Source organism: Streptomyces sp. NPDC039423 (assembly GCF_055598725.1).
This window is the reverse complement of record NZ_JBVKAH010000009.1, coordinates 183,207-204,614: the sequence shown is the minus strand read 5'-3', so window position 1 is coordinate 204,614 and position 21,408 is coordinate 183,207. Positions and strand designations below refer to the sequence as shown.

Annotated in this window: 20 protein-coding genes; 12 read left to right on the top strand and 8 right to left on the bottom strand. The window is 72.9% G+C overall.

Going from position 1 to position 21,408, the window contains the following annotated elements:
- Positions 1-3 precede the first annotated feature (3 nt).
- Positions 4-2,067 carry an RICIN domain-containing protein gene (locus ACZ7LK_RS26855; protein WP_471143849.1) on the bottom strand — a complete coding sequence of 688 codons (2,064 nt, stop codon included), beginning with the start codon at positions 2,065-2,067 and terminating at the stop codon, positions 4-6.
- Between the two features lie 454 nt (positions 2,068-2,521).
- On the opposite strand from ACZ7LK_RS26855, the gene ACZ7LK_RS26850 reads away from it, so the two are divergent.
- The 4 genes from ACZ7LK_RS26850 to ACZ7LK_RS26835 all read left to right on the top strand — a co-directional run bounded on the left by ACZ7LK_RS26850 (position 2,522) and on the right by ACZ7LK_RS26835 (position 6,205).
- On the top strand, positions 2,522-3,478 hold the full coding sequence (locus tag ACZ7LK_RS26850) for a quinone oxidoreductase family protein (protein ID WP_392277200.1): 957 nt from the start codon (positions 2,522-2,524) through the stop codon (positions 3,476-3,478).
- A gap of 207 nt (positions 3,479-3,685) precedes the next feature.
- Complete coding sequence (locus ACZ7LK_RS26845; protein ID WP_471143847.1) at positions 3,686-4,489, top strand: alpha/beta fold hydrolase; 804 nt, start codon at positions 3,686-3,688, stop codon at positions 4,487-4,489.
- Positions 4,489-5,742 (top strand): PP2C family protein-serine/threonine phosphatase, encoded by a 1,254-nt coding sequence (locus tag ACZ7LK_RS26840; protein ID WP_471143845.1) that lies wholly within the window; start codon positions 4,489-4,491, stop codon positions 5,740-5,742. The genes ACZ7LK_RS26845 and ACZ7LK_RS26840 overlap by 1 nt, the downstream gene beginning before the upstream one ends.
- 118 nt (positions 5,743-5,860) lie before the next feature.
- Positions 5,861-6,205 (top strand): STAS domain-containing protein, encoded by a 345-nt coding sequence (locus tag ACZ7LK_RS26835; RefSeq protein WP_469464153.1) that lies wholly within the window; start codon positions 5,861-5,863, stop codon positions 6,203-6,205.
- On the opposite strand, the gene ACZ7LK_RS26830 is transcribed toward ACZ7LK_RS26835, so the two are convergent.
- A complete protein-coding gene (locus ACZ7LK_RS26830; RefSeq protein ID WP_471143843.1) occupies positions 6,202-8,319 on the bottom strand; it encodes an MMPL family transporter in 2,118 nt (705 codons plus the stop codon). The two genes, ACZ7LK_RS26835 and ACZ7LK_RS26830, sit on opposite strands and share 4 nt — an antisense overlap.
- A 143-nt stretch (positions 8,320-8,462) precedes the next feature.
- Here ACZ7LK_RS26830 and ACZ7LK_RS26825 point away from each other — a divergent pair, with 143 nt between their 5' ends.
- Together ACZ7LK_RS26825 and ACZ7LK_RS26820 are read left to right on the top strand one after the other, a co-directional pair.
- On the top strand, positions 8,463-8,903 hold the full coding sequence (locus ACZ7LK_RS26825; RefSeq protein ID WP_469464159.1) for a MarR family winged helix-turn-helix transcriptional regulator: 441 nt from the start codon (positions 8,463-8,465) through the stop codon (positions 8,901-8,903).
- A 78-nt stretch (positions 8,904-8,981) separates the two neighbouring features.
- Positions 8,982-9,242, top strand: a complete 261-nt coding sequence (locus tag ACZ7LK_RS26820) for a hypothetical protein (protein WP_392277195.1) — start codon at positions 8,982-8,984, stop codon at positions 9,240-9,242.
- Positions 9,243-9,287: 45 nt separating this feature from the next.
- On the opposite strand, the gene ACZ7LK_RS26815 is transcribed toward ACZ7LK_RS26820, so the two are convergent.
- The 3 genes from ACZ7LK_RS26815 to ACZ7LK_RS26805 form a co-directional block, all read right to left on the bottom strand.
- Entirely contained in the window at positions 9,288-10,166 is an 879-nt protein-coding gene (locus tag ACZ7LK_RS26815; RefSeq protein ID WP_469464151.1) for an AraC family transcriptional regulator, read from the bottom strand.
- Positions 10,167-10,646: 480 nt separating this feature from the next.
- Positions 10,647-11,963 carry a PP2C family protein-serine/threonine phosphatase gene (locus ACZ7LK_RS26810; RefSeq protein WP_469464150.1) on the bottom strand — a complete coding sequence of 439 codons (1,317 nt, stop codon included), beginning with the start codon at positions 11,961-11,963 and terminating at the stop codon, positions 10,647-10,649.
- A gap of 169 nt (positions 11,964-12,132) precedes the next feature.
- Positions 12,133-12,759 carry a TetR/AcrR family transcriptional regulator gene (locus ACZ7LK_RS26805; protein ID WP_471143868.1) on the bottom strand — a complete coding sequence of 209 codons (627 nt, stop codon included), beginning with the start codon at positions 12,757-12,759 and terminating at the stop codon, positions 12,133-12,135.
- A 110-nt stretch (positions 12,760-12,869) separates the two neighbouring features.
- Here ACZ7LK_RS26805 and ACZ7LK_RS26800 point away from each other — a divergent pair, with 110 nt between their 5' ends.
- Complete coding sequence (locus ACZ7LK_RS26800; protein ID WP_471143840.1) at positions 12,870-13,247, top strand: hypothetical protein; 378 nt, start codon at positions 12,870-12,872, stop codon at positions 13,245-13,247.
- A 119-nt stretch (positions 13,248-13,366) separates the two neighbouring features.
- Here the strand turns inward: ACZ7LK_RS26800 and ACZ7LK_RS26795 are convergent, their stop codons facing one another.
- Entirely contained in the window at positions 13,367-13,789 is a 423-nt protein-coding gene (locus ACZ7LK_RS26795; RefSeq protein WP_392277190.1) for a VOC family protein, read from the bottom strand.
- A 57-nt stretch (positions 13,790-13,846) separates the two neighbouring features.
- Positions 13,847-14,917 (bottom strand): alpha/beta hydrolase family protein, encoded by a 1,071-nt coding sequence (locus ACZ7LK_RS26790; protein WP_471143838.1) that lies wholly within the window; start codon positions 14,915-14,917, stop codon positions 13,847-13,849.
- A gap of 79 nt (positions 14,918-14,996) precedes the next feature.
- Here ACZ7LK_RS26790 and ACZ7LK_RS26785 point away from each other — a divergent pair, with 79 nt between their 5' ends.
- Complete coding sequence (locus ACZ7LK_RS26785; protein ID WP_469464147.1) at positions 14,997-15,953, top strand: ArsR family transcriptional regulator; 957 nt, start codon at positions 14,997-14,999, stop codon at positions 15,951-15,953.
- A gap of 134 nt (positions 15,954-16,087) precedes the next feature.
- On the opposite strand, the gene ACZ7LK_RS26780 is transcribed toward ACZ7LK_RS26785, so the two are convergent.
- Complete coding sequence (locus tag ACZ7LK_RS26780) at positions 16,088-17,338, bottom strand: epoxide hydrolase family protein (RefSeq protein ID WP_471143837.1); 1,251 nt, start codon at positions 17,336-17,338, stop codon at positions 16,088-16,090.
- A gap of 62 nt (positions 17,339-17,400) precedes the next feature.
- Between ACZ7LK_RS26780 and ACZ7LK_RS26775 the strand changes: the two genes are divergently transcribed.
- The 4 genes from ACZ7LK_RS26775 (at position 17,401) to ACZ7LK_RS26760 (ending at position 21,359) form a co-directional block, all read left to right on the top strand.
- Complete coding sequence (locus tag ACZ7LK_RS26775; RefSeq protein ID WP_471143836.1) at positions 17,401-18,384, top strand: helix-turn-helix transcriptional regulator; 984 nt, start codon at positions 17,401-17,403, stop codon at positions 18,382-18,384.
- Positions 18,385-18,595: 211 nt separating this feature from the next.
- Positions 18,596-18,910 carry a hypothetical protein gene (locus ACZ7LK_RS26770; RefSeq protein WP_392277185.1) on the top strand — a complete coding sequence of 105 codons (315 nt, stop codon included), beginning with the start codon at positions 18,596-18,598 and terminating at the stop codon, positions 18,908-18,910.
- Positions 18,911-19,081: 171 nt separating this feature from the next.
- On the top strand, positions 19,082-20,026 hold the full coding sequence (locus ACZ7LK_RS26765) for an RNA polymerase sigma-70 factor (RefSeq protein ID WP_471143834.1): 945 nt from the start codon (positions 19,082-19,084) through the stop codon (positions 20,024-20,026).
- Positions 20,027-20,159: 133 nt separating this feature from the next.
- The gene (locus ACZ7LK_RS26760; RefSeq protein ID WP_392277183.1) at positions 20,160-21,359 is read left to right on the top strand and encodes an NAD(P)/FAD-dependent oxidoreductase; all 1,200 of its coding nucleotides are present in this window, start codon (positions 20,160-20,162) and stop codon (positions 21,357-21,359) included.
- The last annotated feature ends 49 nt before the right edge of the window (positions 21,360-21,408 follow it).

Below are 21,408 nucleotides of genomic sequence, written 5' to 3'. Positions count from 1 at the left end.
GGGTCACGCGGCCTTCTCGACCGTCCAGACCTGCGCCGGTCCGGACACCGCGTGCTGGAGCTCGATCAGCCACGAGCCGTAGTACGGGCGGTTGCTGACGCCCAGCACGAAGCCGCTCGTCCCGGCGGTGATCGTCACACCGCCGCCGCCGGGGGCGATCCTCCACCGCTGCGCGGCGACGTCGCCGCACCGCTGCTGGGACACCCACATGCCGGGGCCGGCCGTACCGCCGGTCTGGAGGCACTTCCCCGTCGCGGCCGAGCGCAGACGGCTGAAACCGCTGCCCGCGTCGTCGACGTACCACTGCTGCTGGGCGTAGCCGTTGCGCTGCGATCCGACGAGGACGGTGCCGTCGGCGGTCCTGCCGCCCCACACCTCCGCGGCCGTACCGGTGGGGCCGTTGGTGAGCAGGTAGCGCGTGTTCGGCGCGGTACCGCCGCCGTTGCCCGCCGTGCGGAAGGACGTGGCCCTGCCGGGACCGCTGTCACGCCCGGATTTGTCCCGTACGGAGACGGCGAGGGTGTGGTCGGTGCCGGGCCGCAGGTTGTAGACGCGGGCGCTGGTGGTCTGCACCCACCCGATGGGCTTGCCGTCCAGGAAGATCTGGTACCAGGTGGCGCCGGTGACGGCCGGCCAGGTGGCCACCGCGGAGTCCGGCGCGATCTGTCCGACCGTGACCACGGGTGCCGTGGACGGCCCGGTCGTCGGCCCGCCCGTCGGTGTGGGGGTGGGCGTCGGTGCCGGATCGGGCCGGTCGGTGCCCCGGTTGCGCATCAGGAACTGGCTGTCGGCGATGTTCCAGTGCGTGGCCAGGTAGCTGCCGGGCCGGGGACTGGTGTGGAAGTAGTCGTCGTGGTTGCAGTCCAGCCGGTTCTCGTAGGCGCCGTCCTGGCAGACGGAACGCATCCGCGGGTAGTACGGGCTGTCCGAGTAGCACATCACGTCCCACTCGTCCGTGCAGTGCGCGCCGCGGCTGGTGTTGGGCGCGCTGTTGTTCACCGCGCCGAGGTTGTGGCCCAGTTCGTGGGCGGCGGTGTGACCGCCCCAGCAGCCCGTGTCCGTACGGCCGTAGGAGGGGCCGAAGTTGCTGAGGTTGTTCTGGGCGGGCCGCTCGTCACCCGCGAAGGTGCCGATGCCGCAGTACACCTGGGTGTCGGCGAAGACCATGTACTTGCGGTCCCGGCGGTCCAGGCCCCGGGCGGCCAGCGCCCGGTTCATGGCGCTGAACTCGCCCAGCGCGGAGGCGGGGAGCTCGATGTTCAGCACCGTCGGCACGCAGTCGGAACCGGTGACGTAACGGATGTGCCGCACTCCGCCGGTGTCCTTGGCGCTCTCGGAGAAGATCAGGTCGGCGTCGGCCGCCCACTTGCGGAACGACGCCAGGTACGTGGCGTACCGGTCCGTTCCGGGGGCGTGGGCGTAGACGACCTGCACCCGGTTGCCGGTCGTGCCGTCACCGTCGCACTGCACGGTCTGGCCGGCGGGGCCGTCGGCGGGCGCCTTGCGGGCGCCGGAGCCGGCCGCCGCGGGGGGTCCGCCCGCCTTGGGCGCGGTGGCGTCGAGCGCGGGGGTGGCGGTCCGGGGCAGTGCGGGACCGGCCGGCTCGTCGCCGGACGCGCCGCGCCCGGGCTCCGCGGGGTCCGCGGCGGGGGTGGTCGTCCGGACGGCGGGGGGCGTGTCCTTCTTGATGTCGACGCCCTTCGGCGGGGCGTCCGGGCCGTGCGTGCAGTGGCCGGTCGTGGTGCGGTAGACGCCGGCGCACGGATCCCCCTCGGGCGCGGGCGTCAGGCCTTCGTAGACCAGGCCGCGGTCGGGCTCGCTCTTCGGCTTCTTGGGGAGGGGCTCCGGTTCGTCGTCCCGGGTGGGTGCGGCGGCCGGTTCGGGGGCCGCGGCCGGGGTGCCGGCGGGCTGGGCCAGCGGCAGGGGGCGGTCGTCCGTCCCCCCGGCCGGCCGGGTGGTCTCGTACGCCACGCCTCCCATGACCGCCATGGCCGCGACGGCGGCCGTGACGAGTATGAGCCGTGGCCTCCTGCGGCGCTGCGGCTCGAGTCTTCGACGTCCTGACACGGGGCACCTCTTCCTTGATCGGGGAACGGTGCGCGGAAGCCTGCCAGAACGCCGGGGGAGGAAATTTCAGACATAGAGGGGCCGAAAGAATATGTGCGTTCCGTTACCTGATGGTTCGAATTGACGATGACTCAAAATCCGCTTCTAACAGGTCAGTTGGGTGCTCACGAGTGAATTGGTCCAGCCCATTCGGAAGTCCTCGTTATCCGATTGAGATAAGAGCGAGCGCTATTCGACGGCCTGTCAACGGAATCCCTCACTCCAAAGAAATCCCGCCCTTACGCATGGTGTGGCGGGTGAAACGGATACTTGGGGAATCCATAAGCCATCCGGAGCGGCGAGCGTGGCGCAGCTCACATACTGAGCAGTTGGTAATCTTCCCTGCCTGGTGGGACCGTGACGCCGTGGGCTCCACAGGAGCCCGCAGGACAGGCCAGGGAAGTGAGGAGCGACCGTGCGTGCGATACACGTCACCGAATTCGGCGGACCGGAAGTGCTGCGACCCGTGGAGGTGCCCGAGCCCCGGCCGGAGCCCGGCCGCCTGCTGATCGACGTCTCGGCGGCCGGCATCAACTACGCCGACACGCACGCGGTCGAGGACTCCTACCTGTCCCGTTCCGTCCTGCCGATGATCCCGGGCGGCGAGGTCGCCGGGCGTACCGAGGACGGGCGCCGGGTCGTCGCCCTCGCGGACAACTACGGCGGCTACGCCGAGAAGGCGTCCGTGCGCGAGGACCTGGCCATCGACATCCCCGAATCGGTGAGCGACGGCCAGGCCCTGGCCCTGATCGTGCAGGGCCTCACCGCCTGGCACCTGCTGCGCACCGCGGGGCGCGTCGCCCCGGGCGAGTCGGTCGTCGTGCACGCCGCCGCCGGCGGCACCGGCTCGCTCGCCGTCCAGCTCGCGAAGGAGTTCGGCGCCGGACGGGTCATCGCCACCGCCTCCACCCCGGAGAAGCGTGACCTCGCCCTGTCGCTCGGCGCGGACGTCGCCGTCGACTCCGGGGCGGAGGGACTCAAGGACCGGCTGACGGAGGCCAACGGGGGCAGGAAGGTCGACGTCGTCCTCGAGATGACCGGCGGCCCGGTCTTCGACGCCTCCCTCGCCGCGCTCGCGCCCTTCGGCCGGCTCGTGACGTACGGCATGGCCGGCCGCCAGGCACCCGAACCCGTCCACGCCGCGCACCTGATGGGCCGCTCGCGTGCGGTCGTCGGCTTCTGGCTGATGCACGCCGTCGGCCGCCCCGGCATGTACCGGGAGCCGATGGCCGAGCTGCTGGCCATGGTCGGTGACGGCCGCCTGGTGCCGCGGGTCGGCGGCGTCTACCCGCTGGCCGAGGCGGCCCGCGCCCACGAGGACCTCCGCGCCCGCCGTACCGTCGGCAAGCTGATCCTCGACACCTCCCGCTGAGCGTCCCCGGGCAGCCCCGCCGCGCGCGGCGGGGCGGGCACCCCGGCCGGGTGAGACCTTCGACACGCGTCCCGGTGGGATTGCCCACCGCGCGCCGGGGCACTCCCCCCTGATCCCCGCACGGATGACCCGAGCGGGGCGACAGGGGCCGCGCACGCGTCGAAACCGCACGTCGGGCAGGGCGCGGCGGGATGGGAGGATGCCCGCATGGACATACGCGGCAGAAACAACGTGACCGTGACCGGGCGCGAGAACGCTCCGGTGCTCATGCTGGCGCACGGCTTCGGCTGCGACCAGAACATGTGGCGCCTGGTGGTGCCGGAACTCGCGAAGGACCACCGGGTGGTGCTGTTCGACTACGTGGGTTCCGGGCGCTCCGACCTGTCGGCGTGGAGCGAGGACCGCTACGCCTCCCTCGACGGTTACGCCCGTGACGTCGTGGAGATCTGCGAGGAACTGGACCTCCGCGACGTGGTGTTCGTCGGGCACTCGGTCAGCGCCATGGTCGGCGTCCTCGCGGCCGCCGCCGCGCCCGGGCGCATCGGCTCCCTGGTGATGGTCGGCCCCTCGCCCTGCTACATCGACGACGCCGGCTACCGCGGCGGCTTCAGCGCCGCCGACATCGACGAGCTCCTGGAGTCGCTGGAGGCCAACTACCTGGGCTGGTCCGCGGCCATGGCACCGGTCATCATGGGCAATCCCGACCGCCCGGAACTCGGCGAGGAGCTGACGAACAGCTTCTGCGCCACCGACCCCGACATCGCCCGCGTCTTCGCCCGCACCACCTTCCTCTCCGACAGCCGCGAGGACCTGCGTGGCGTGACGGTGCCCACGCTGGTGCTGGAGTGCTCCCAGGACGCGATCGCGCCCCGCGAGGTGGGCGCCTACGTGCACGCCGCGATCGCCGGCAGCACGCTCGTCACCCTCGACGCGACCGGCCACTGCCCTCAGCTCAGCGCGCCCGAGGCCACCGCCGGGGCGATCCTCGCCTTCGTACGGACACTGAGGTGATGTGCCGGACGGCGCAGGGCCCCGAACAGCCGGAGAACCACGAGGCCGACGACGCGGCCTTCTCGGCCCTGCTGGAGGACAGCGCCGAGGAGCTGTACGAGTCGGCGCCCTGCGGCTACCTCTCCACCCTCATGGACGGCACCATCGCCAAGATCAACAGCACCCTGCTGGGCTGGCTGGGCCGGACCCGGGAAGAAGTGGTGGGCCGCGTCCGGTTCGCCGACCTCCTCACCGTCGGCGGCAAGATCTACTACGACACCCACTTCGGCCCGCTGCTGCGGATGCAGGGCCGCGTCAACGAGATCGCCCTGGAGCTCAAGTCCGCCGACGGCGGCCGGCACCCCGTACTGGTCACCTCCACCGTCAAGACCAGCGGCGACGGCGACCCCCTGCTGATCCGCACCACCGTCTTCGACGCCCGTGAACGACGCGCCTATGAGACGGAACTCCTCCGTGGCCGCAAGGCCGCCGAAGAGGCCCGCAGGCAGGCCGAGGCCGACCGCGAACAGCTCCGGGAAGCCCTCGCCGTACTCCAGCAGAGCCTGCTGCCCGCCGCCCTCCCCGAGGTGCCAGGCGTACGGGCCGCCTGCTACTACCACACGGCATCGCCGGTCCGGCTCGGCGGAGACTTCTACGACCTGTTCCCCCTGGACGGCGACCGCTGGGCCTTCTTCCTCGGCGACGTCTGCGGCAAGGGCCCCCAGGCGGCCGCCGTCACCTCACTGACCCGCTACACCCTCCGTGCCGCCGCGCTGCACGACCCCGACCCGGTCGCCGTCCTCGCCACCCTCAACACGGTGCTGCACGAGCGCTACGCCGCCGGCGACCCCCGCTACTGCACCGCGATATTCGGCACCGTGGAACCCCACGGTGACTCCGCCACGGTGCACCTCGCCTCCGGCGGCCACCCCCCGGCCCTCGCGCTGCGGGCCGACGGCCGGGCGGAATACCTCCCCACGCCCGGCGGGCTCCTGGTGGGCATCCTCCCCACGCCCCGGTTCACCCCCGCGACAACGGTGCTCGGACCGGGGGACACGCTCCTGCTCTACACCGACGGGCTGACCGAGGCCCGGGTCGGCGAGGAGCGCGCCCTCTACGGCGACGAGGCCCTGCTCGGCTTCGTCTCCGGCCTGGCACCGGCCGGAGCCCCCGAGGTGATCACCGCCCTCACCGGTCTGCTCGAGGGCTTCGGGGACGGCCTCGATGACGACACCGCCCTGCTCGCCCTCGGCGTGCCGGCCCGCGATCGATGAGTCACCGCCCGATGCCCCCCGACCCGGTGAGTCCCCGCCCCCCGTGTCCCGTCCCCCCGCGCCCGGAACCGATGCCCCCCGACCGCGTGAGCCCCCGTCCCGTGAGCCCGGACCCCGTATGACTCCGCTGACAGTAACCGCACGGGACACCGACGCCGGTCCCGTACTCGAGGTCGTCGGCGAGCTGGACTACGACACCGCGCCCCGCCTGCGCGAGGCCGTGGAGAGCCTGTCCCTCGAACCGGGCCGACGACTGGTCCTCGACCTGGGCCGCATGGACTTCTGCGACTCCAGCGGCATCACCGCCCTCATCGTCGCCCACCACCACGCGAACGCCGCCGGCGCGCGGCTCTCCCTGGTCGCCGTACCCGCCCGCACTCTGCGCACCCTGCGCATCGCCGGCCTCGACCAGGTCTTCACCATCAGTCCCGGCCCCGGCCAGGACCGGAAAGACACAACCTAGGTCCGGAAGGTGCGGTCGGGCCACCACACGGTCGGGCCGATGTGGCGCACCAGAGCCGGGACGAGGAGCGAACGGACGACGAGGGTGTCGAGCAGCACGCCGAAGGCGACGATGAAGGCGATCTGGGCCAGGAACGACAGCGGGATGACGACGAGGGCGGCGAAGGTGGCGGCCAGGACGACGCCGGCGGACGTGATGACGCCTCCGGTGGCGGTGAGGCCCCTGAGCACACCGGCGCGCGTGCCGTGGCGGCGGGCCTCCTCCCGTACCCGGGTCATCAGGAAGATGTTGTAGTCGACGCCCAGGGCCACGAGGAAGACGAAGCCGTACAGCGGTACGGAGGCGTCGGTGCCCGTGAAGCCGAGGGCATGGGTGAAGACGAGGGCCGAGACACCCAGGGTGGCCAGGTAGTTCAGGGCGACGGTGGCCACCAGGAGCACCGGCAGCAACAGGCACCTCAGCAAGCCGACGAGGATCAGCAGGATGATGCCGAGGACGACGGGAACGATGAGGGCGCGGTCGCGGGCGGCGGTCCGCTGGGTGTCGTACTGCTCGGCGGTGTAGCCGCCCACCAGCGCGTTCGCCCCGTCGACCCGGTGGACGGCCGCGCGCAGCCGGGGAACGGTGTCCTTCGCCGCCTCGCTGTCGGCGGCGGCGCTCAGCGTGACGTCGACGCGGACGCGCCCCTCGACCACCGCGGGCGTACCCCCGCCGGGCCGGCCGCCCTCGGAGACCGGGAGCGCCGAGGCGACGCCCGGGGTGGCGCGGGCGGCCTCGGTGACCTGCCGGACGTACCGGGCGTCGGCGACGACGACGGCCGGATTGCCGGACCCGCCCGGAAAGTGCTCCCCCAGGGCCTGCTGACCGGCCACCGAGGGGGCGTCGTTGACGAACGTCTCGTTCAGCGGCACACCCTGTGCCTTGAGCAGGGGCGAGAACGCCGCGCAGGCGACCAGCGCCAGAAGGGTGGCGGCCCAGACACGGCGCGGCCGGGCGTCGACCAGCGCGGCGATCCTGTCCCACAGGCCCCGCTTCCCCGGCTCCCCGCCGGACGGCTCCCCGCCGGACGGGTCCCCGCCGGCCCGGTCCCCGGCGGCCCGCGGGCGGGCGGGCCAGTAGGCGCCCCGGCCCAGGAGCACCAGCACGGCCGGCAGGAAGGTGAGGGCCGACACGACCGCGCAGACGACGCCGATGGCGCCGACGGGGCCGAGGGCCTGGTTGTTGGCCAGATCGCTGAGCAGCAGGGCCAGCAGGCCGAGGGCGACCGTGGCCGCGCTGGCGGTGATGGCGCCCAGCGAGCGGCGCCAGGCGGCGCGCATCGCGGTGAACCGCTCCCGGCCGGCCGCCAGTTCCTCGCGGAAGCGGGCCGTCAGCAGCAGCGCGTAGTCGGTGGCCGCGCCGATGACGAGGATGAACAGGATGCCCTGGACCTGCCCGTCGACCCGTACGACGTCATGGTCGGCCAGGACGTACACCACGGCCGAGGCGAGTGCCAGGGCGAACACGGCGCTGACGATCACGATCAGCGGCAGCAGCACGCTGCGGTAGACCACCAGCAGGATCAGCAGCACCATCGCCAGGGCCACGCCCAGCAGCAGCCCGTCGATCCCCGCGAAGGCCTCCGAGAGGTCGGCCTGGGTCGCCGCCGGTCCCGTCACGTACAGCCGGGTCCCCTCGACGCCCCCGGCGGCCCGGCGCACGGCGTCGACCGTCCGGTCCGCGTCCTCCCCGAGATCCGCCCTGAGCGGCACGACGCCCTGCACGGCCCTGCCGTCCTCGGACGGGAGCGCCGGCCCCGTCCGCCCGGTCGCCCCCTCCACGGCCGCGGCCTCCTTCAGAGCCGCCTGCGCCCCGGCGCGCTGCGCGGCGGTGACCTTTCCCTCCCCGGCGACCCAGACGAGGATCACGGGCACCGTTCTGTCCTTCTCGAACGACCGCCGGAGCTCGCCCACCCGGGTCGACTCCGCACCCTCCGGCAGGAAGGCGGCCCGGTCGTTGGTGGACACCTCCCCGAGCTTGCCGGCGTACGGGCCCAGCGCCGCGCCGGCCACGAGCCATACGAGAACGGCCAGAACGGGGGCGAGCCATCGCCAACGACCCGGTCGAGCTGCCATGAGAAGTCCTCCACCACAGGGATCCGCCGGTCCTGGGCCCGGCTACCCGTCTCGAGGCCCAAGAATCTCAATGATTGAGATTTCTGTAGGGTAAGGCTGTGGAGCCCACCGACCTGCAGACCTTCGCCGTCCTCCTGCGCCGGATGACGTCCGAGTTCGACCGGATCGCCCACGACTTCGCCCAGACCTACGGGCTGCACCCCACCGACGTCCAGGCGCTGATCCTCATCCTGGACGGAGCCGCCCCCGACCCGCTCGACGGCACCTCCGCACGGCCGCCCGTCACCCCCGGGGTGCTCCGCGAACACCTGCGGCTGACCTCCGGCGCCGTCACCGCCTGCCTCGACCGCCTGGAGAAGGCGGGCCACATCCGCCGGGTGCGCGAGGCCACCGACCGCCGCGTGGTCCACCTGCGCTACGAACCGCGCGGCCGGGAGGTGGCCCGCGCGTTCTTCGCCCCCCTGGCCCGGGCCACCGACGCCGCGCGCGGCAGGTTCAGCGACGAGGAGCTGCACACGGTGGTGCGGTTCCTCGCCGCCATGAACAGCGAACTCACCCGCGTCCGGGGGGACGGCCCGCTCTAGCCCCGTTGTCAGACCCCCCTCGTACCGTCGAGGACGTGGGCGCGGAACGGCCGGGCCCCGGGAGGACAGGAGCGGGCCATGGGCGAGATCAGTGTGGAGAGGCAGCACCTGGACCGGCTGCTCGCCGACAGTGCCGGCGCCTCGTACGGCGCCCCCTACCAGCGGGCCTTCGCCGAGCTCGCCGACACCCACCGGGGCAGGCCCCCCGCCGACATCGTGCCCCTGCTGCGCCGCGCCGCCGACCGGGCGCTGCTGGAGTTCAGCCACGCCGACCTGCTCGAACAGGCCGAGGCGATCAGCACCGGCGAGCGGTACGTCCTGCGCGTCACGGTCACCTGAACCGGCCCCGCGGGCCGAACACGCGGCCCGGAACCGGCGACTCGGTCAGCCCGCCTCCCGCTCCACCGGCAGCCACAGCTCGGCTTCGGCCGACGCCCCGTCCGGGGAGGGGCGGACGCGCAGGATCTCCGGGCCGGGGCGACCGCGGTACGGGTTGGAGGGGAACCACTCCACGAACACGTCCCGCCACAGCTCCTGGATGGCCCGGGGTGCCGGACCGGAGGTGGTGAACACCGCCCACGTGCCGGCCGGCACGGGCAGGGCCGTGGTGCCCCGGGGGCCGGGCGCGGAGGGGAGCGCCGAGGTGATCACCCCGTGGTAGTAGTCGAGCCCGGTGCCCTCGGCGCGGCTGGGGTCGAGGTCGTCGCAGACCGCCACGACGCCGCGCGGCTCCTGGTCGGACAGTTCCTCCAGCCGCTTGAGGGTCCCCGGGTCGATCCCCCGGACGAAGTCGATGATCGCCTGGTTGGGCCCGGCGTGCACCAGGGGCACCCGGGCCCTCGGGCCGACGACGGTGAAGGCCGGCCGGTCCACCACCCGGTAGCGCATGCTGCTGTTCCCCTCGACGGTGAGCCGGAACGACAGCCGGGGCTGGGAGACGAGCGCGGCACCGGTGCGCCGGGCCTCACCCGGGCCCACACCGTGCATGGCGCGGAACGCCCGCGCGAACGCCTCGCCCGACCCGTACCCGTACCGCACCGCGATGTCCAGCAGCGGCTCGCGCCCCGCGAGCACCTCGGCGCCCGCGACGGTGAGCCGCCGGCGCCGGACGTACTCCGACAGCGGCATGCCCGCGAGCGCGGAGAACATCCGGCGCAGGTGGTACTCCGACGTGGCGGCGACACGCGCCACCGCGGCCACGTCGAGCACCTGGTCCAGGCGGTCCTCGATGTGCCCCATGGCCTGGTTGAGCCGCTCCAGCACTCCCGGCCCTCCTTACTCGGTGCCACCACGCCGGGCGGCACGTGTCCCATCGGACCCGGCATCCCGCGCCCGGTCGGGTCGGCTGCCGGTCTGCGGCGGGGCCCTCCCTCCGGGCCCGCACGACGATCCTGCCGGTGTCCCCGCCGCGCGGTGTGGCCGGGGGACGCAACGGAACGGAGGGCGGGGGCGGAAGGCGGGATGCGAGGCACGGCGGCGGAGCGGTACGGAGCGCCCCCGGCGGTCCCGGCCGGGGCTGAGGAGGGCGTGCCGCAACCGCCCAGGACACCGGTTGCGGCACTTCCCGCACCACGGGCACGGAGGAGTGGGCCGGCCCGCTGACACCGCGCCTGCCCGGCCCCTCCCGCGGCACACTGCGCCGACCGGGTGACGGCGCGGCAGGCGACGGCGTACGACGCCGGGCGTGCCGTTGCGGCATGAGCGTCCGGGCACGCGGATCCGGGCGGACGGCCGCACGACGGGTCAGTCCGCTCGTGGGCGGAGCGGGTCCGGTGGCAGCCTGGCCGCCAGCAGGGCGACGTCGTCGGCGTGGTCGGCGGCCAGGCCGGCGAGCAGTTCGTCGCAGAAGGTGTGCACCGGCTGGCGGGCGAGCGCGGCGGCGTGCTGGCGCAGACGGGTCATGCCGTGGGTGAGGTCCTCGCCCCGGCGCTCGGTGAGGCCGTCCGTGTACAACAGGACGGTGGACCGGGCGGGCAGCCGCGCGGTGGCGTGCGGGCGCTCCACCCGGGGATCGACCCCCAGGAGCAGCCCCTGACCGTCCTTCAGGAAGCGGGTGTCGCCCTCGTAGGTGATCAGCAGCGGCGGCGGATGCCCGGCGCTGGAGTACGAGAGCGTCCACCTCCCTTCGTCGTCCTGGTCCAGCAGCGAGTACAGGCAGGTGGCGGTCGAGTGGGGGTAGAGGCTGTGGTGCGCCATGTCCAGGCGCCGCAGGATGTGCCCGGGTGGCTCCTGACGGTCGCAGCCGATGCCGCGCAGCATGTTCCGTAGCTGGCTCATGGTGATCGCGGCCCGCAGGTCGTGGCCGGTGACATCCCCGATGATCATCGTGGTGCTGCCGTTGGGCAGGGGGAAGCTGTCGTACCAGTCACCCCCCACCTCGGCGGTCGTGGCGGCCGGCGCGTAACGGGCGGCAAGCTGGAGGGGGCCGGTCTTCGGCAGGGTCGGCAGCAGTGACCGCTGGAGCCGTTCGGCGATGTGCTGGGTCTCGCGGTACAGGCGGGCGTTGTCGACCCCGAGCGCCACGCGGTGGGTGAGGTCCTCGACGGTGGCGAGGTCCTCCAGGGTCAGCGGGGCGCGCTCGGCGGTACGGCCGATGGTCAGCGCGCCCAGCACCTGCCGGCGGGCGCGCACGGGGGCGACGACGGCGGTGTGCGCCCCCAACTGGTCGAACAGTTCGAGTTGCAGGGCGGGCGGCGTGTCGGCCGGCATACCGGGGACGGGAAGGTCGTCGGCGGTCAGCAGCAGGGGACCCGCGCCGGCGAGGACACGGGCCAGCGGCCCCGAGGGGGCCTCGGGGACCTCGGGCAGCGGCCCCGCCAGGCCCCCGACCGGCAGCATCTCCGGGTCGCGGTGGACCACGCTCACCCGGTGCGCCCGGCCGTCGTCCTCGAGCAGGTCGACGGCGCACCAGTCGGCCAGTTGCGGCACGACGATGCGGCACACCCGCTGCACTCCCTCGTAAGGGTCCAGAGTGCTGGTCATGGCGGTGGTGGTCTCCGCCAGCAGGGTGAGCCGGTCCAGTGCCTGCTGCACCACCTCGTCGACCTCGAAGCGATCCATGCCCCCATCCCTTCCCGGCACGGCCGGGCCCGCCTCGTTCCCGCGGGCAGATCCACCCCCCGGGTGGCGCCCGGACCGCCCGCCGACATCCTGCGGTTCGACCGCTGGGGCACCCGGGTCCGGCACAAGGCCCCAGGGGGCGGCTCGACTCCGAACCGACGCCGCCGCATCACCCAGGGACGTCGGCATCCCTCTCGATGAGGGTCGCGCCGGACGCCAGGGCGCGGGCGGTGTCGGCGAAGTACTGCTCGTCGGCGTCCGGGGCGAGGCCGAGGATGACGCCCTGCGTGAGACCGACGAACAGGGCCCTGAGCGCGGTGACCAGACGTTGCGCCTGATGCGACGTCACCGCCTTCCCGTAGTGCGATCGACCGGTGAACAAGGCGATCAGGTGGCTCTCCTGCGTCCGGACGGACGCGGCGAGCCGGGCACCGAGTGCGGAATCGTGCAGGGCCATGTCCAGCAGGGTGATCTGCAACGACAGGGCGGAGGTCGCGGCCGAGGCGTCACAACTGCGCCGGTAGTACCGGGCGAGGGCGTCAACCGCTTCCAGGAGATCCATCCCGGGGGGAAGCGCCTGCTCGATCTCCTCGTAGTGCGGCCGCAGGTAGTCGGTGACCAGGGCGGCCACCAGGCCGCCCTTGCTGCCGAACAGTGAGTAGATGGCGCCGGTCGTGAGGCCGGCCTCCTCGGCGATCTCGTCAAGCCTGGCGCGGTGCCCATCCCGTGAGACGACGTGAAGGGCGGCATCCAGCAGGGCGCGGCGGTTGCGTTCCTTGGTCTCGGCTCTCGTCATTCTCATAATTCCATTATTCTAGTAATGAAGTTACGGGAGTTGGACCGGCGCAGGGAGGAACGCTCATGACTGAGGCCCAGGCTGTGACATCGTCAGCGACGCGTGGCTTGATGGGGGTCACCGCCGACGGTGTCTGCAAGGTGGTGCTCGGTGCCGCCTACGTGATGGGCGCTTCCTGGCTCGGCGATCTGCTGGGGGTGTCCACCTGGCTGATGGTCGTCTCCGGTGTCGCCCTGCTGATCGGCGGCGGGATCGAGATCACGTCAGTGCGCAGCCGCCCGATCCGCACCCACATGCGGCTCATGGTCGCCTACGACGGTGGCTGGGTGCTGACGGCGCTCGTCGGCTTACTGGTGGCATGGCGGGAGGGCGGTACTGGGGGCGAAGTGTGGATCGGGTACCAGGCAGCCGCCCCCCTGGTGTTCGCCGCGCTGCTGCTGGCCGCCGCCCCCGTGCCGCCGGCCTCGGACAACCACGCGAAGGACTGACCGCCGCGTCACCGCTGAGGTGGCCACGAGGTCTCCGGTGTCCGGTTCTTCCTGGTCGATGAACCCTTACCGGAGACCTCCACTCCTTCCCGATCAGGCCACGCCGCCGCTCAGCTCACTCACACCGTGCCTTGCTCACGCTGAGGCCAGATGAGGCCCTGATCGGTCCAGATGACACCCTTGTTGCGGCAGAGGCAGAAGGGGTGGCCGATGGGGTCGGCGTAGACGCGGAAGCCGTAGCCGTCGGGCTCGGTGCAGTCCCGCCGCAGGGTCGCGCCGAGAGCCAGGACGCGGCGCTGTTCGGCCTCGAGGTCGTCGACCTCGAAGTCGAGGTGGAACTGCTTGGGATGCTCGGGGTCGGGCCACTGCGGGGCGCGGTAGTCCTCCACCTGGATGAAAGCCAGTTCGATCTCGCCGAACCGGATGCCGGCCCAGTTCTCGTTACTGCCCTCCTTGACCGGGAGCCCCGTCACCTCGGAGTAGAAGCCTGCCAGCTTCATCGTGTCCGGGCAATCGATGATGAAGTCGGTTAGTCGAAGCATCTCGCGATCTTGCCACAAGATCGGATGAGCCGGACTTCGACGCAGGCCCTGGTTCCGTTACCGCAGATGGTGGGCGAAGAAGGCCCCCACCCGGCTCCGTACATGAGCGAGTGTCACCGCCGGGTCGCCGGTGCCGGTGAGCGCGGCTCGGGCTGCCGCTGTCACAAGACCGGCGGACCGGAGCCGTGCGACGAGGGAGCCGTAGTCGGTGAACGCCCAGTGGTTCGCGTGGGGGAGCAGCACGCGGCGGCCGGGGAGGCCCGTCCACGAGGCCTCGATACGGGCGGCGCCCTCGAAACCGTCGGTGCGGAACAGCAGCAGCGGCCGATCGATGCCGACCGGCGGGTACAGGTCGAGATAGCCCTCCAGGTTCGCCACCGCGCCGACCCGGCGGTCGCCACGGGCCGCGTACACCGCCGCCGTGCCGCCTGCGGAGTGCCCGTACAACCCGACCCGGCGGGAGTCCATGAACGGTGCGAGCGGCAGGTCGCCGAGCCGGTCCAGGACCAGGCGGAGGTCCGCGGTCCGGGTGTCCACCATCGTGCGGAAGGTCGCCGGGTCCGGCGGTCCGGTCAGCACGGTCGTCCGCATCCCGGTGGGCAGCTCCACCTGAGAAGCGTCACCGGGGTGGTCCACGAGGACGACCACGCGGCCGTGGCTCGCCAGGTCCTCGGCGAGGGTCGTGCCGAGCGTGCGGGAGTCACCGCCGCCGGGCGAGTACACCAGTACCGGTCGACGTCCGGGCAGCGGCGGCGCGCCCACGTACCCGTGGGTGAGGACCGCGCCCCAGTCCACCGCTCCCGGCTCCGGCAGTCCCGGACGGACGCGCGGCGCGTACGCGGCGAACACCCCGGCCTCGTCCGGGGTGAGCTGCGGGGCCCGGGTGAAGCCGCGTACCGATCGGGCCGGGTACAGGACGGTCAGCATCAACTCCCGCACGCCGCCCACCCAAGGGTCGGTACGGGCCGGGTCCGTGAGATGGACCGTCCGCATGCCCACGGGGTGCGGGCCGGCGGGCGCGGGCAGGCGGAGGACCGAGCCGTCACCGGAGGCGGACGCAGCCGTGGGCAGCAGGACGGCGGCACTCCCGCATAGGGTGCCTTTCACAAGAGTGCGTCGAGAAATCATACGAACATCCTTGGGGCGGGAGCCGTCACGAGGCGAAGGTTCAGGCCCTGGCCAAAAGGCTGGACGAGGAGCTGTGAGGGTGCTGCGAATCCACTTCACCGCCGAGGACTTCGCCCGGATCCGCTTCGCACCCCGCCCGGCGCCGCTCCAGGAGCTCCACGCCGCTCTGACGACAGCCGTGGCCCAGCACGGCGGGCCGCTGTTCGCGCCGTGGCGCGGCCGCGTCCTGCGCTCCCTCCCGGCCTCGTCCGACCCGCTCGCCGACCTGGTTCCGGCGGGCCGCCCGCCCTCCTTCCTCGACGTCCTCGGCGACACCATGGCCAACAGCTTCGAACGGATCCGCGCCACCGGCCCCGGTCTGGTCCGCTCCGAGCTGGAGCGGGTCTACGGGACGATGCCCGCGCCTCGCTGGATCCGCGGCCTGCACGCGGGTGACGAGACGGCCTGGCGCACCCTGCGTCACGCTCAGCGTGCCGCGTACGAGACGGTCCTCGCCCCGGTCTGGTCCGTCGTACAGGACCTGCACCGTGCGGAGTTCACCCGTTACGCACTGACGGTCGCCGAGCACGGTGTGGCCGCCACGCTGACCGGCCTGGCCCCGGGCAGCCGGCTCCACGAGGGTGTGTGGGAATGGCCCGGCGCGGCGCCGGACCGCGACGTCCGCCTCGACGGGCACGGCCTGGTCCTGCTGCCCACCTTCCACCACCCGGCGGGCCCGCTTCTTCAGGACACCCCGGGCCATCCCGCGGTCCTGACGTACCCGGCCGGTCCCGGGCTCCCGCTCATCGCGGGGCGCCCGGCCGTCCCCGCCGGGAGCCCGGCCGCCGTCCTGGGCCGCACCCGGCTGGAGGCCCTGCGCCTCCTCGCCGAGCCTCACACCACGACGTCCCTGGCCCGCGCCCTCCACGTCAGCACCGCGACGGCCTCGTCCCACGCGGCGGCGCTCAGATCGGCCGGCATGGTGACGACGACCCGCACGGGCCGCTCGGTCACTCACCGGCGCACCGCCCTCGGCGCGTTGGTCGCGGGCGCCTGACCGCCGGGGTCCGCCACGGGACGGAGCCGGCCCCGCCACGCCGGTGACGTGCCTGACCGCGCTCGCGGAGGAGGTGCCTCGACCTACCGCGCTGCGACAGAGGATGAGCGTACGCGGCCCATGGGCATCCCCGCCTACCGCGATGGGGGCGTGGCGAAGAACGCGCGTACGTCGTCGATGAGCGAGCCCGGGGCTTCCATCGCCAGGAAGTGGCCCCCGCGGTCGAGTTCGGTCCACCGGACGATGTTGTGGTCCCGTTCGGCCCAGCGGCGGATGGTCACGTCATGGGTGGAGAGCAGCACGGCGGTCGGCACTGTTCCGCGCTGACCGGCGGCCCGGTCGTCCTGTCCGTCGCCCCACCCGGAGTCGTGCGCGGTGTCTGCGGTGTCCGAACCGGTGCCCGGGTCGCCGGCCGCCCAATCACCCTCACCCCACGTGTTCGCGGAAATCTCCTCGTAGTAGATCTGGGCGGCCGAGGCGGCGGTGCCGGTCAGCCAGTACAGGGAGACCTCGGTCAGGACGCGGTCCCGGTCGACGCTGTCCTCGGGCAGCCCGTCCTCCGGATCGGTGAGCTCCTTGAACTTCTCCACCACCCACGCCAGTTGACCGACCGGCGAGTCCGTGAGGGCGTAGGCCACCGTCTGCGGACGCTTGGAGTTGCACTGCAGATATCCGTCGTTGAAGTCCTGCATGGCCTGCCAGCGACGCTGTTCGGCCTCGGTGAGGCCGTCCGTCTCGCCCTCTTCCCCGACCGGGAACGTGATCATGGCGCTGACGTGGATCCCTATGACGTGCTCCGGGTCCTGCTCGCCCATCCGAGGGGCCACCCACGATCCGGTGTCGTAACCGTGAACGCCGTAACGCGTGTAGCCCAGACGGGACATCAACCGGGTGAGGACCGCTGCCATGCGGGCCGAGTCCATTCCCGGCCCCGCCAGCGGCGTGGAGAAGCCGAACCCCGGCAGTGAGGGAATGACCAGGTCGAAGGCGTCCGCGGGATCGCCGCCATGGGCCCGCGGATCGGACAGCGGGCCGATGACGTCGAGGAAGTCCGCCACCGACCCGGGCCAGCCGTGCAGCAGCATCAGTGGCGTGGCGCCCGGCTCGGGAGACCGTACATGCAGGAAGTGGACGTTCTGCCCGTCGATGGTGGTCAGGTACTGGGGGAACGCGTTGAGCGCTGCCTCGTGTGCCCGCCAGTCGTAAGCGGTCCGCCAGTACTCGGCCAGACCCTGGAGATAGGTCAGCGGGACGCCGCGGCTCCAGCCGACACCGGGCAGCTCGTCCGGCCAGCGGGTGGCGGCAAGGCGGGACCGGAGATCGTCGAGCTGGTCCTGCGGGACATCGATACGGAACGGTCGGAGATCAGGGGTCGTGTCGGTCATGGCGGTGACGCTACGGAATCCTTAGGTCACTTCCGTTCCTAAGGCTGCGGCACTCTGGGGCCATGATCGAAACCTCCGGGCGGCTGCTGAAACTGCTGTCCCTGCTGCAGTCCCCTCGCGAGTGGTCCGGGACCGAGCTCGCCCAGCGTCTCGGCGTCAGCCGGCGCACACTGCGCCGTGACGTCCAGCGTCTGCGCGACCTCGGCTACCCGGTCCACGCGACCCAGGGCACAGCCGGCTACCGGCTGGGCGCCGGGGCCAAGCTGCCACCGCTGTTGCTCGACGATCAGGAAGCCGTGGCCGTCGTCGTGTGTCTGCGTACCGGGGCCGACAGCTCGGTCGCGGGAATCGAGGAGCACGCCCTGCGTGCCCTGACGAAGCTGGAGCATGTGCTGCCCTCCCGGCTGCGGCACCGGGTCGGCACCCTGCATGCCGCCACGGTCCGGGCCGGCACGGCCCCCGCCCCCGGGGTCTCCGCGGACACCCTCATGGTGATCGCCGAGGCATGCCGCCGGCATGAGCGGTTGCGTTTCGACTACACCAGCCCGCATGCCGGACCCAGCATCCGCTCGGTCGAGCCCCACAGCCTGGTGATCTTCGACCGTCACTGGTACCTGGTCGCCTGGGACACCGACCGCGCGGACTGGCGCACCTTCCGCGTCGACCGGCTCGTCCCCCGCACTCCGCTCGGCCCGCGGTTCACCCCTCGCGAACTCCCCGGCAACGACGTGGCCGCCTACCTGGCCCGCCGTCTGTCCGCGCAGGCATGGCCCTGCCAGGCGACTGTCATGCTGCACGAATCCGCCACCGAGGTCGCCGACCGCGTCTGGCCCGGCATGGGGGTCATCGAGCCGGTCGACGCCCGCAGTTGCTTGTTGCACCTGGGGGCCGACACCGCCCGCGACCTCGCCTGGATGATCACCTCGGTGGATACCGGCTTCACCCTTGTCGACGCCCCGGCCGAACTCGCCGAAGCCCTTCGCGCGCAGGCCACCCGCTGCCTCGATGCCGTACGACGGTCGACGGGCCCGAGGACGGGTTCCTGACCACCGGTCACAGGGCGGCCCGGGGCGAGGAGCAACTGGTCAGGGTGGCGGAGTGTGCCCGTGCGACCACCGGTTCCGCGGTGCGGGAGCCCCGCGGACGTACGACCCGGGGCGCCGAAGGAGACCACGGAACGGCGGCCGAAGCCCCCTGCGGGCATGGCGGACCGTCCGGATCCCGCCGGCCGCCGCGGGCGCTGGCACAGTGGGAACGGTGACGCACGAACAGCCACCGCCCCGCACGCCCGACGGGCACCACGTCATCATCGGCGGACGCCGCTGGCGGGCCACCGACCCGGCGATCCCGGAGGACGCCGCCGCGCGGCTGCGCGCCCATCTGATGGCCGCCCGGCGTGCGGTCGGCGCGGCCAGGCGGGCCGGCGACCCGCGGGCGGAGGGCGCCGCCCGCAGCCGGGTGCACACCGCGAAGGTCGCGCTCGGGGAGCGCGGCGCACCGTGGTGGGAGCAGAGCGAGGCGGAGCGGCGCGCACGCTGGCGCGAGGGCCTGGCCGCGCTGGACGAGGACTGAACCCGCCCGGCCGGCACGATCCCCACCGGGACCGAGCCGCCCGGCCACGTCCCGGCGCGCCCCGGCGGCACGGACGCGCCCCACCGGATCCGTGGTGCCCCACCACGACCGCGCCCGGCCGGGACCCCGGCGGCCCGACCGTGTCCGGCCGCGCCCGGCTAGGATCCGGGCATGCCGCTGACCATGAAGGACGTGAACCGGTTCGAGGCCGCGAGGCCGCGTCTGGACGCCATCGCCTACCGCCTCCTCGGCTCGGCGAGCGAGGCCGAGGACGCCGTACAGGAAACGTTCCTGCGCTGGCAGGCCGCCGACGTCGGGCGCATCGAGGTGCCCGAGGCGTGGCTGACCAAGGTCCTCACCAACCTGTGCCTGAACCAGCTCACTTCGGCCCGCGCGCGGCGCGAGAGCTACGTGGGCCAGTGGCTCCCCGAACCGCTGCTCGACGGCGACCCGATGCTCGGGCCGGCCGAGACCGCCGAACAGCGCGAGTCGGTCTCGTACGCGGTGCTCACCCTGATGGAACGGCTGTCGCCCAGCGAGCGGGCGGTGTATGTGCTGAGGGAGGCCTTCGACTACCCGCACCGGGAGATCGCCGCCATCCTCGACATCACCGAGACCTCCAGTCAGCAGCTGTACCACCGCGCCAAGAAGCACATCACCGACGGCAAGGCCCGCGCCGAGATCGACGAGGCCGCGGCCCGGCGGATCGTCGAGGAGTTCCTGACGGCCGCCACCACCGGCAGGACCGAACCGCTCGTGCGGCTGCTCACCGCCGACGTCATCGCGGTCGGGGACGGCGGCGGAAAGGTCCCGGCCCGCACCAAGGCGTTCGAAGGCGCGTCCGCCGTCGCGAAGTTCATGCGGGGGCTGTTCAAGCCCAGCAAGGCCAAGCGCGTCCTGGTCGGGGGGTCGCCCGCGATCCACCTCGCGCGCGCCAACGGCGCCCCCGCCGTCGTGGTGGTCCTCGACGGCCGGGTCATCGGCGTCCTGTGCCCGCAGGTCACCGCCGAGGGCATCGTCGCCTTCCGCAGCCAGGTCAACCCCGACAAGCTCGAACGCGCGACCGAGGTGTGGGCGTCCGCCGAACACGGAGAACCCCTTTTCCACGCCTTCTGACCGCCGCCCCGGACGCCGGCCGGCGGGTGTGAGGTGCTTCACATCGCGTTCCTGTCAGGAATCGGCGGGCTGCCCGGTTCAAGGGGCGACACCGCGCAAGACAAGGGGCGGACCCGCAGACAGGAGCAGGAACATGCAGCACCGCATCATCGTCCTCGGCGCCGGCTACACCGGAGCGACCGCCGCCGGCCGGCTCGCCAAGCGGCTCCACCGCGACGACGTCACCATCACCCTCGTCAACCCCGAGCCCGACTTCGTCGAGCGCGTCCGGCTGCACCAGCTCGCGGCCGGCCAGGACCTCACGCCCCGGCCGTTCGACGAGATGTTCGCGGGCACCGGCGTCCGGCTGCGGCTCGGGACGGTCACCGGGATCGACGTCGACCGCAAGGCCGTCTCCGTCGCCGGCGCGGACGGCGGTGCCGAGGAACTGGCGTACGACACCCTGGTCTACGCCCTCGGCAGCGGCTGGAACGACCAGGGCGTTCCCGGAGTCGTCGAGCACGCCCATGAGGTCGCGAGCCGGCCCGGGGCGCTCCGGCTGCGCGAGCGCCTGGCGGGGCTGGAGGCCGGACGGCCCGTGGTCGTCGTGGGCGGCGGACTCACCGGCCTGGAGGCCGCGACCGAGATCGCCGAGACCCGCCCCGACCTCGCCGTCTCCCTCGTCGCCCGCGGCGGACTCGGTGACTGGCTCTCGGACAAGGGCCGCGGGTACCTGCGCAAGGTCTTCGGCACGCTCGGCATCACCGTGCACGAGCACACGGACGTCACCGCCGTGGAGGCCGACCGGATCACCACCGCCGACGGCACGGCCGTCCCGGCCGACGTCACCGTGTGGACCACCGGCTTCGCCGTCCACCCCCTCGCGGGCGCCACCACCCTGGAGGCCGGCCCCACGGGCCAGATCGTGGTGGACAGGACCATGCGCTCGGTCTCGCACCCGGACGTGTACGCCGTCGGCGACGCCGCCCTCGTCATCGGCCCCGGCGACAAGCCCCTGCGCATGTCCTGCGCCTCGGGCGTCCCCACCGCCTGGCAGGCCGCCGACGCCATCGCGGCCCGCCTGACCGGCGGCAAGGTCCCGAGCATCCCGGTGCGCTACTTCAACCAGTGCATCTCGCTGGGCCGGCGGGAAGGGCTCATCCAGTACGTCACCGCCGACGACCGCGCCGTGAGCGCCGCCCTGACCGGGCGGTTCGCCGCCACGTACAAGGAGCTGGTCTGCAAGGGCGCGGCCTGGGGCGTCGCCCATCCGACGATGGGCCTGCCGAGCCGTCGCCGACGGGTGGTACGGGACGGTGCCCGGACGGGCGCGGCGGTGCGGGTCTCGGCCTGACGCACGCGGAGGCGCGGGTCCCGTCGGCCGGGGCGCCCGCGCCACACGA

Bases quoted from the DNA above. Each gene is read 5' to 3' on its own strand.
- ACZ7LK_RS26810 (WP_469464150.1), bottom strand. From the start codon at position 11,963: ATGGATCGCTTCGAGGTCGACGAGGTGGTGCAGCAGGCACTGGACCGG.
- ACZ7LK_RS26780 (WP_471143837.1), bottom strand. From the start codon at position 17,338: ATGACCGACACGACCCCTGATCTCCGACCGTTCCGTATCGATGTCCCG.
- ACZ7LK_RS26820 (WP_392277195.1), top strand. From the start codon at position 8,982: ATGGGCGAGATCAGTGTGGAGAGGCAGCACCTGGACCGGCTGCTCGCC.
- ACZ7LK_RS26845 (WP_471143847.1), top strand. From the start codon at position 3,686: ATGGACATACGCGGCAGAAACAACGTGACCGTGACCGGGCGCGAGAAC.
- ACZ7LK_RS26840 (WP_471143845.1), top strand. From the start codon at position 4,489: ATGTGCCGGACGGCGCAGGGCCCCGAACAGCCGGAGAACCACGAGGCC.
- ACZ7LK_RS26800 (WP_471143840.1), top strand. From the start codon at position 12,870: ATGGGGGTCACCGCCGACGGTGTCTGCAAGGTGGTGCTCGGTGCCGCC.
- ACZ7LK_RS26835 (WP_469464153.1), top strand. From the start codon at position 5,861: ATGACTCCGCTGACAGTAACCGCACGGGACACCGACGCCGGTCCCGTA.
- ACZ7LK_RS26775 (WP_471143836.1), top strand. From the start codon at position 17,401: ATGATCGAAACCTCCGGGCGGCTGCTGAAACTGCTGTCCCTGCTGCAG.
- ACZ7LK_RS26825 (WP_469464159.1), top strand. From the start codon at position 8,463: ATGACGTCCGAGTTCGACCGGATCGCCCACGACTTCGCCCAGACCTAC.
- ACZ7LK_RS26795 (WP_392277190.1), bottom strand. From the start codon at position 13,789: ATGCTTCGACTAACCGACTTCATCATCGATTGCCCGGACACGATGAAG.
- ACZ7LK_RS26790 (WP_471143838.1), bottom strand. From the start codon at position 14,917: ATGATTTCTCGACGCACTCTTGTGAAAGGCACCCTATGCGGGAGTGCC.
- ACZ7LK_RS26830 (WP_471143843.1), bottom strand. From the start codon at position 8,319: ATGGCAGCTCGACCGGGTCGTTGGCGATGGCTCGCCCCCGTTCTGGCC.
- ACZ7LK_RS26760 (WP_392277183.1), top strand. From the start codon at position 20,160: ATGCAGCACCGCATCATCGTCCTCGGCGCCGGCTACACCGGAGCGACC.
- ACZ7LK_RS26765 (WP_471143834.1), top strand. From the start codon at position 19,082: ATGCCGCTGACCATGAAGGACGTGAACCGGTTCGAGGCCGCGAGGCCG.
- ACZ7LK_RS26805 (WP_471143868.1), bottom strand. From the start codon at position 12,759: ATGACGAGAGCCGAGACCAAGGAACGCAACCGCCGCGCCCTGCTGGAT.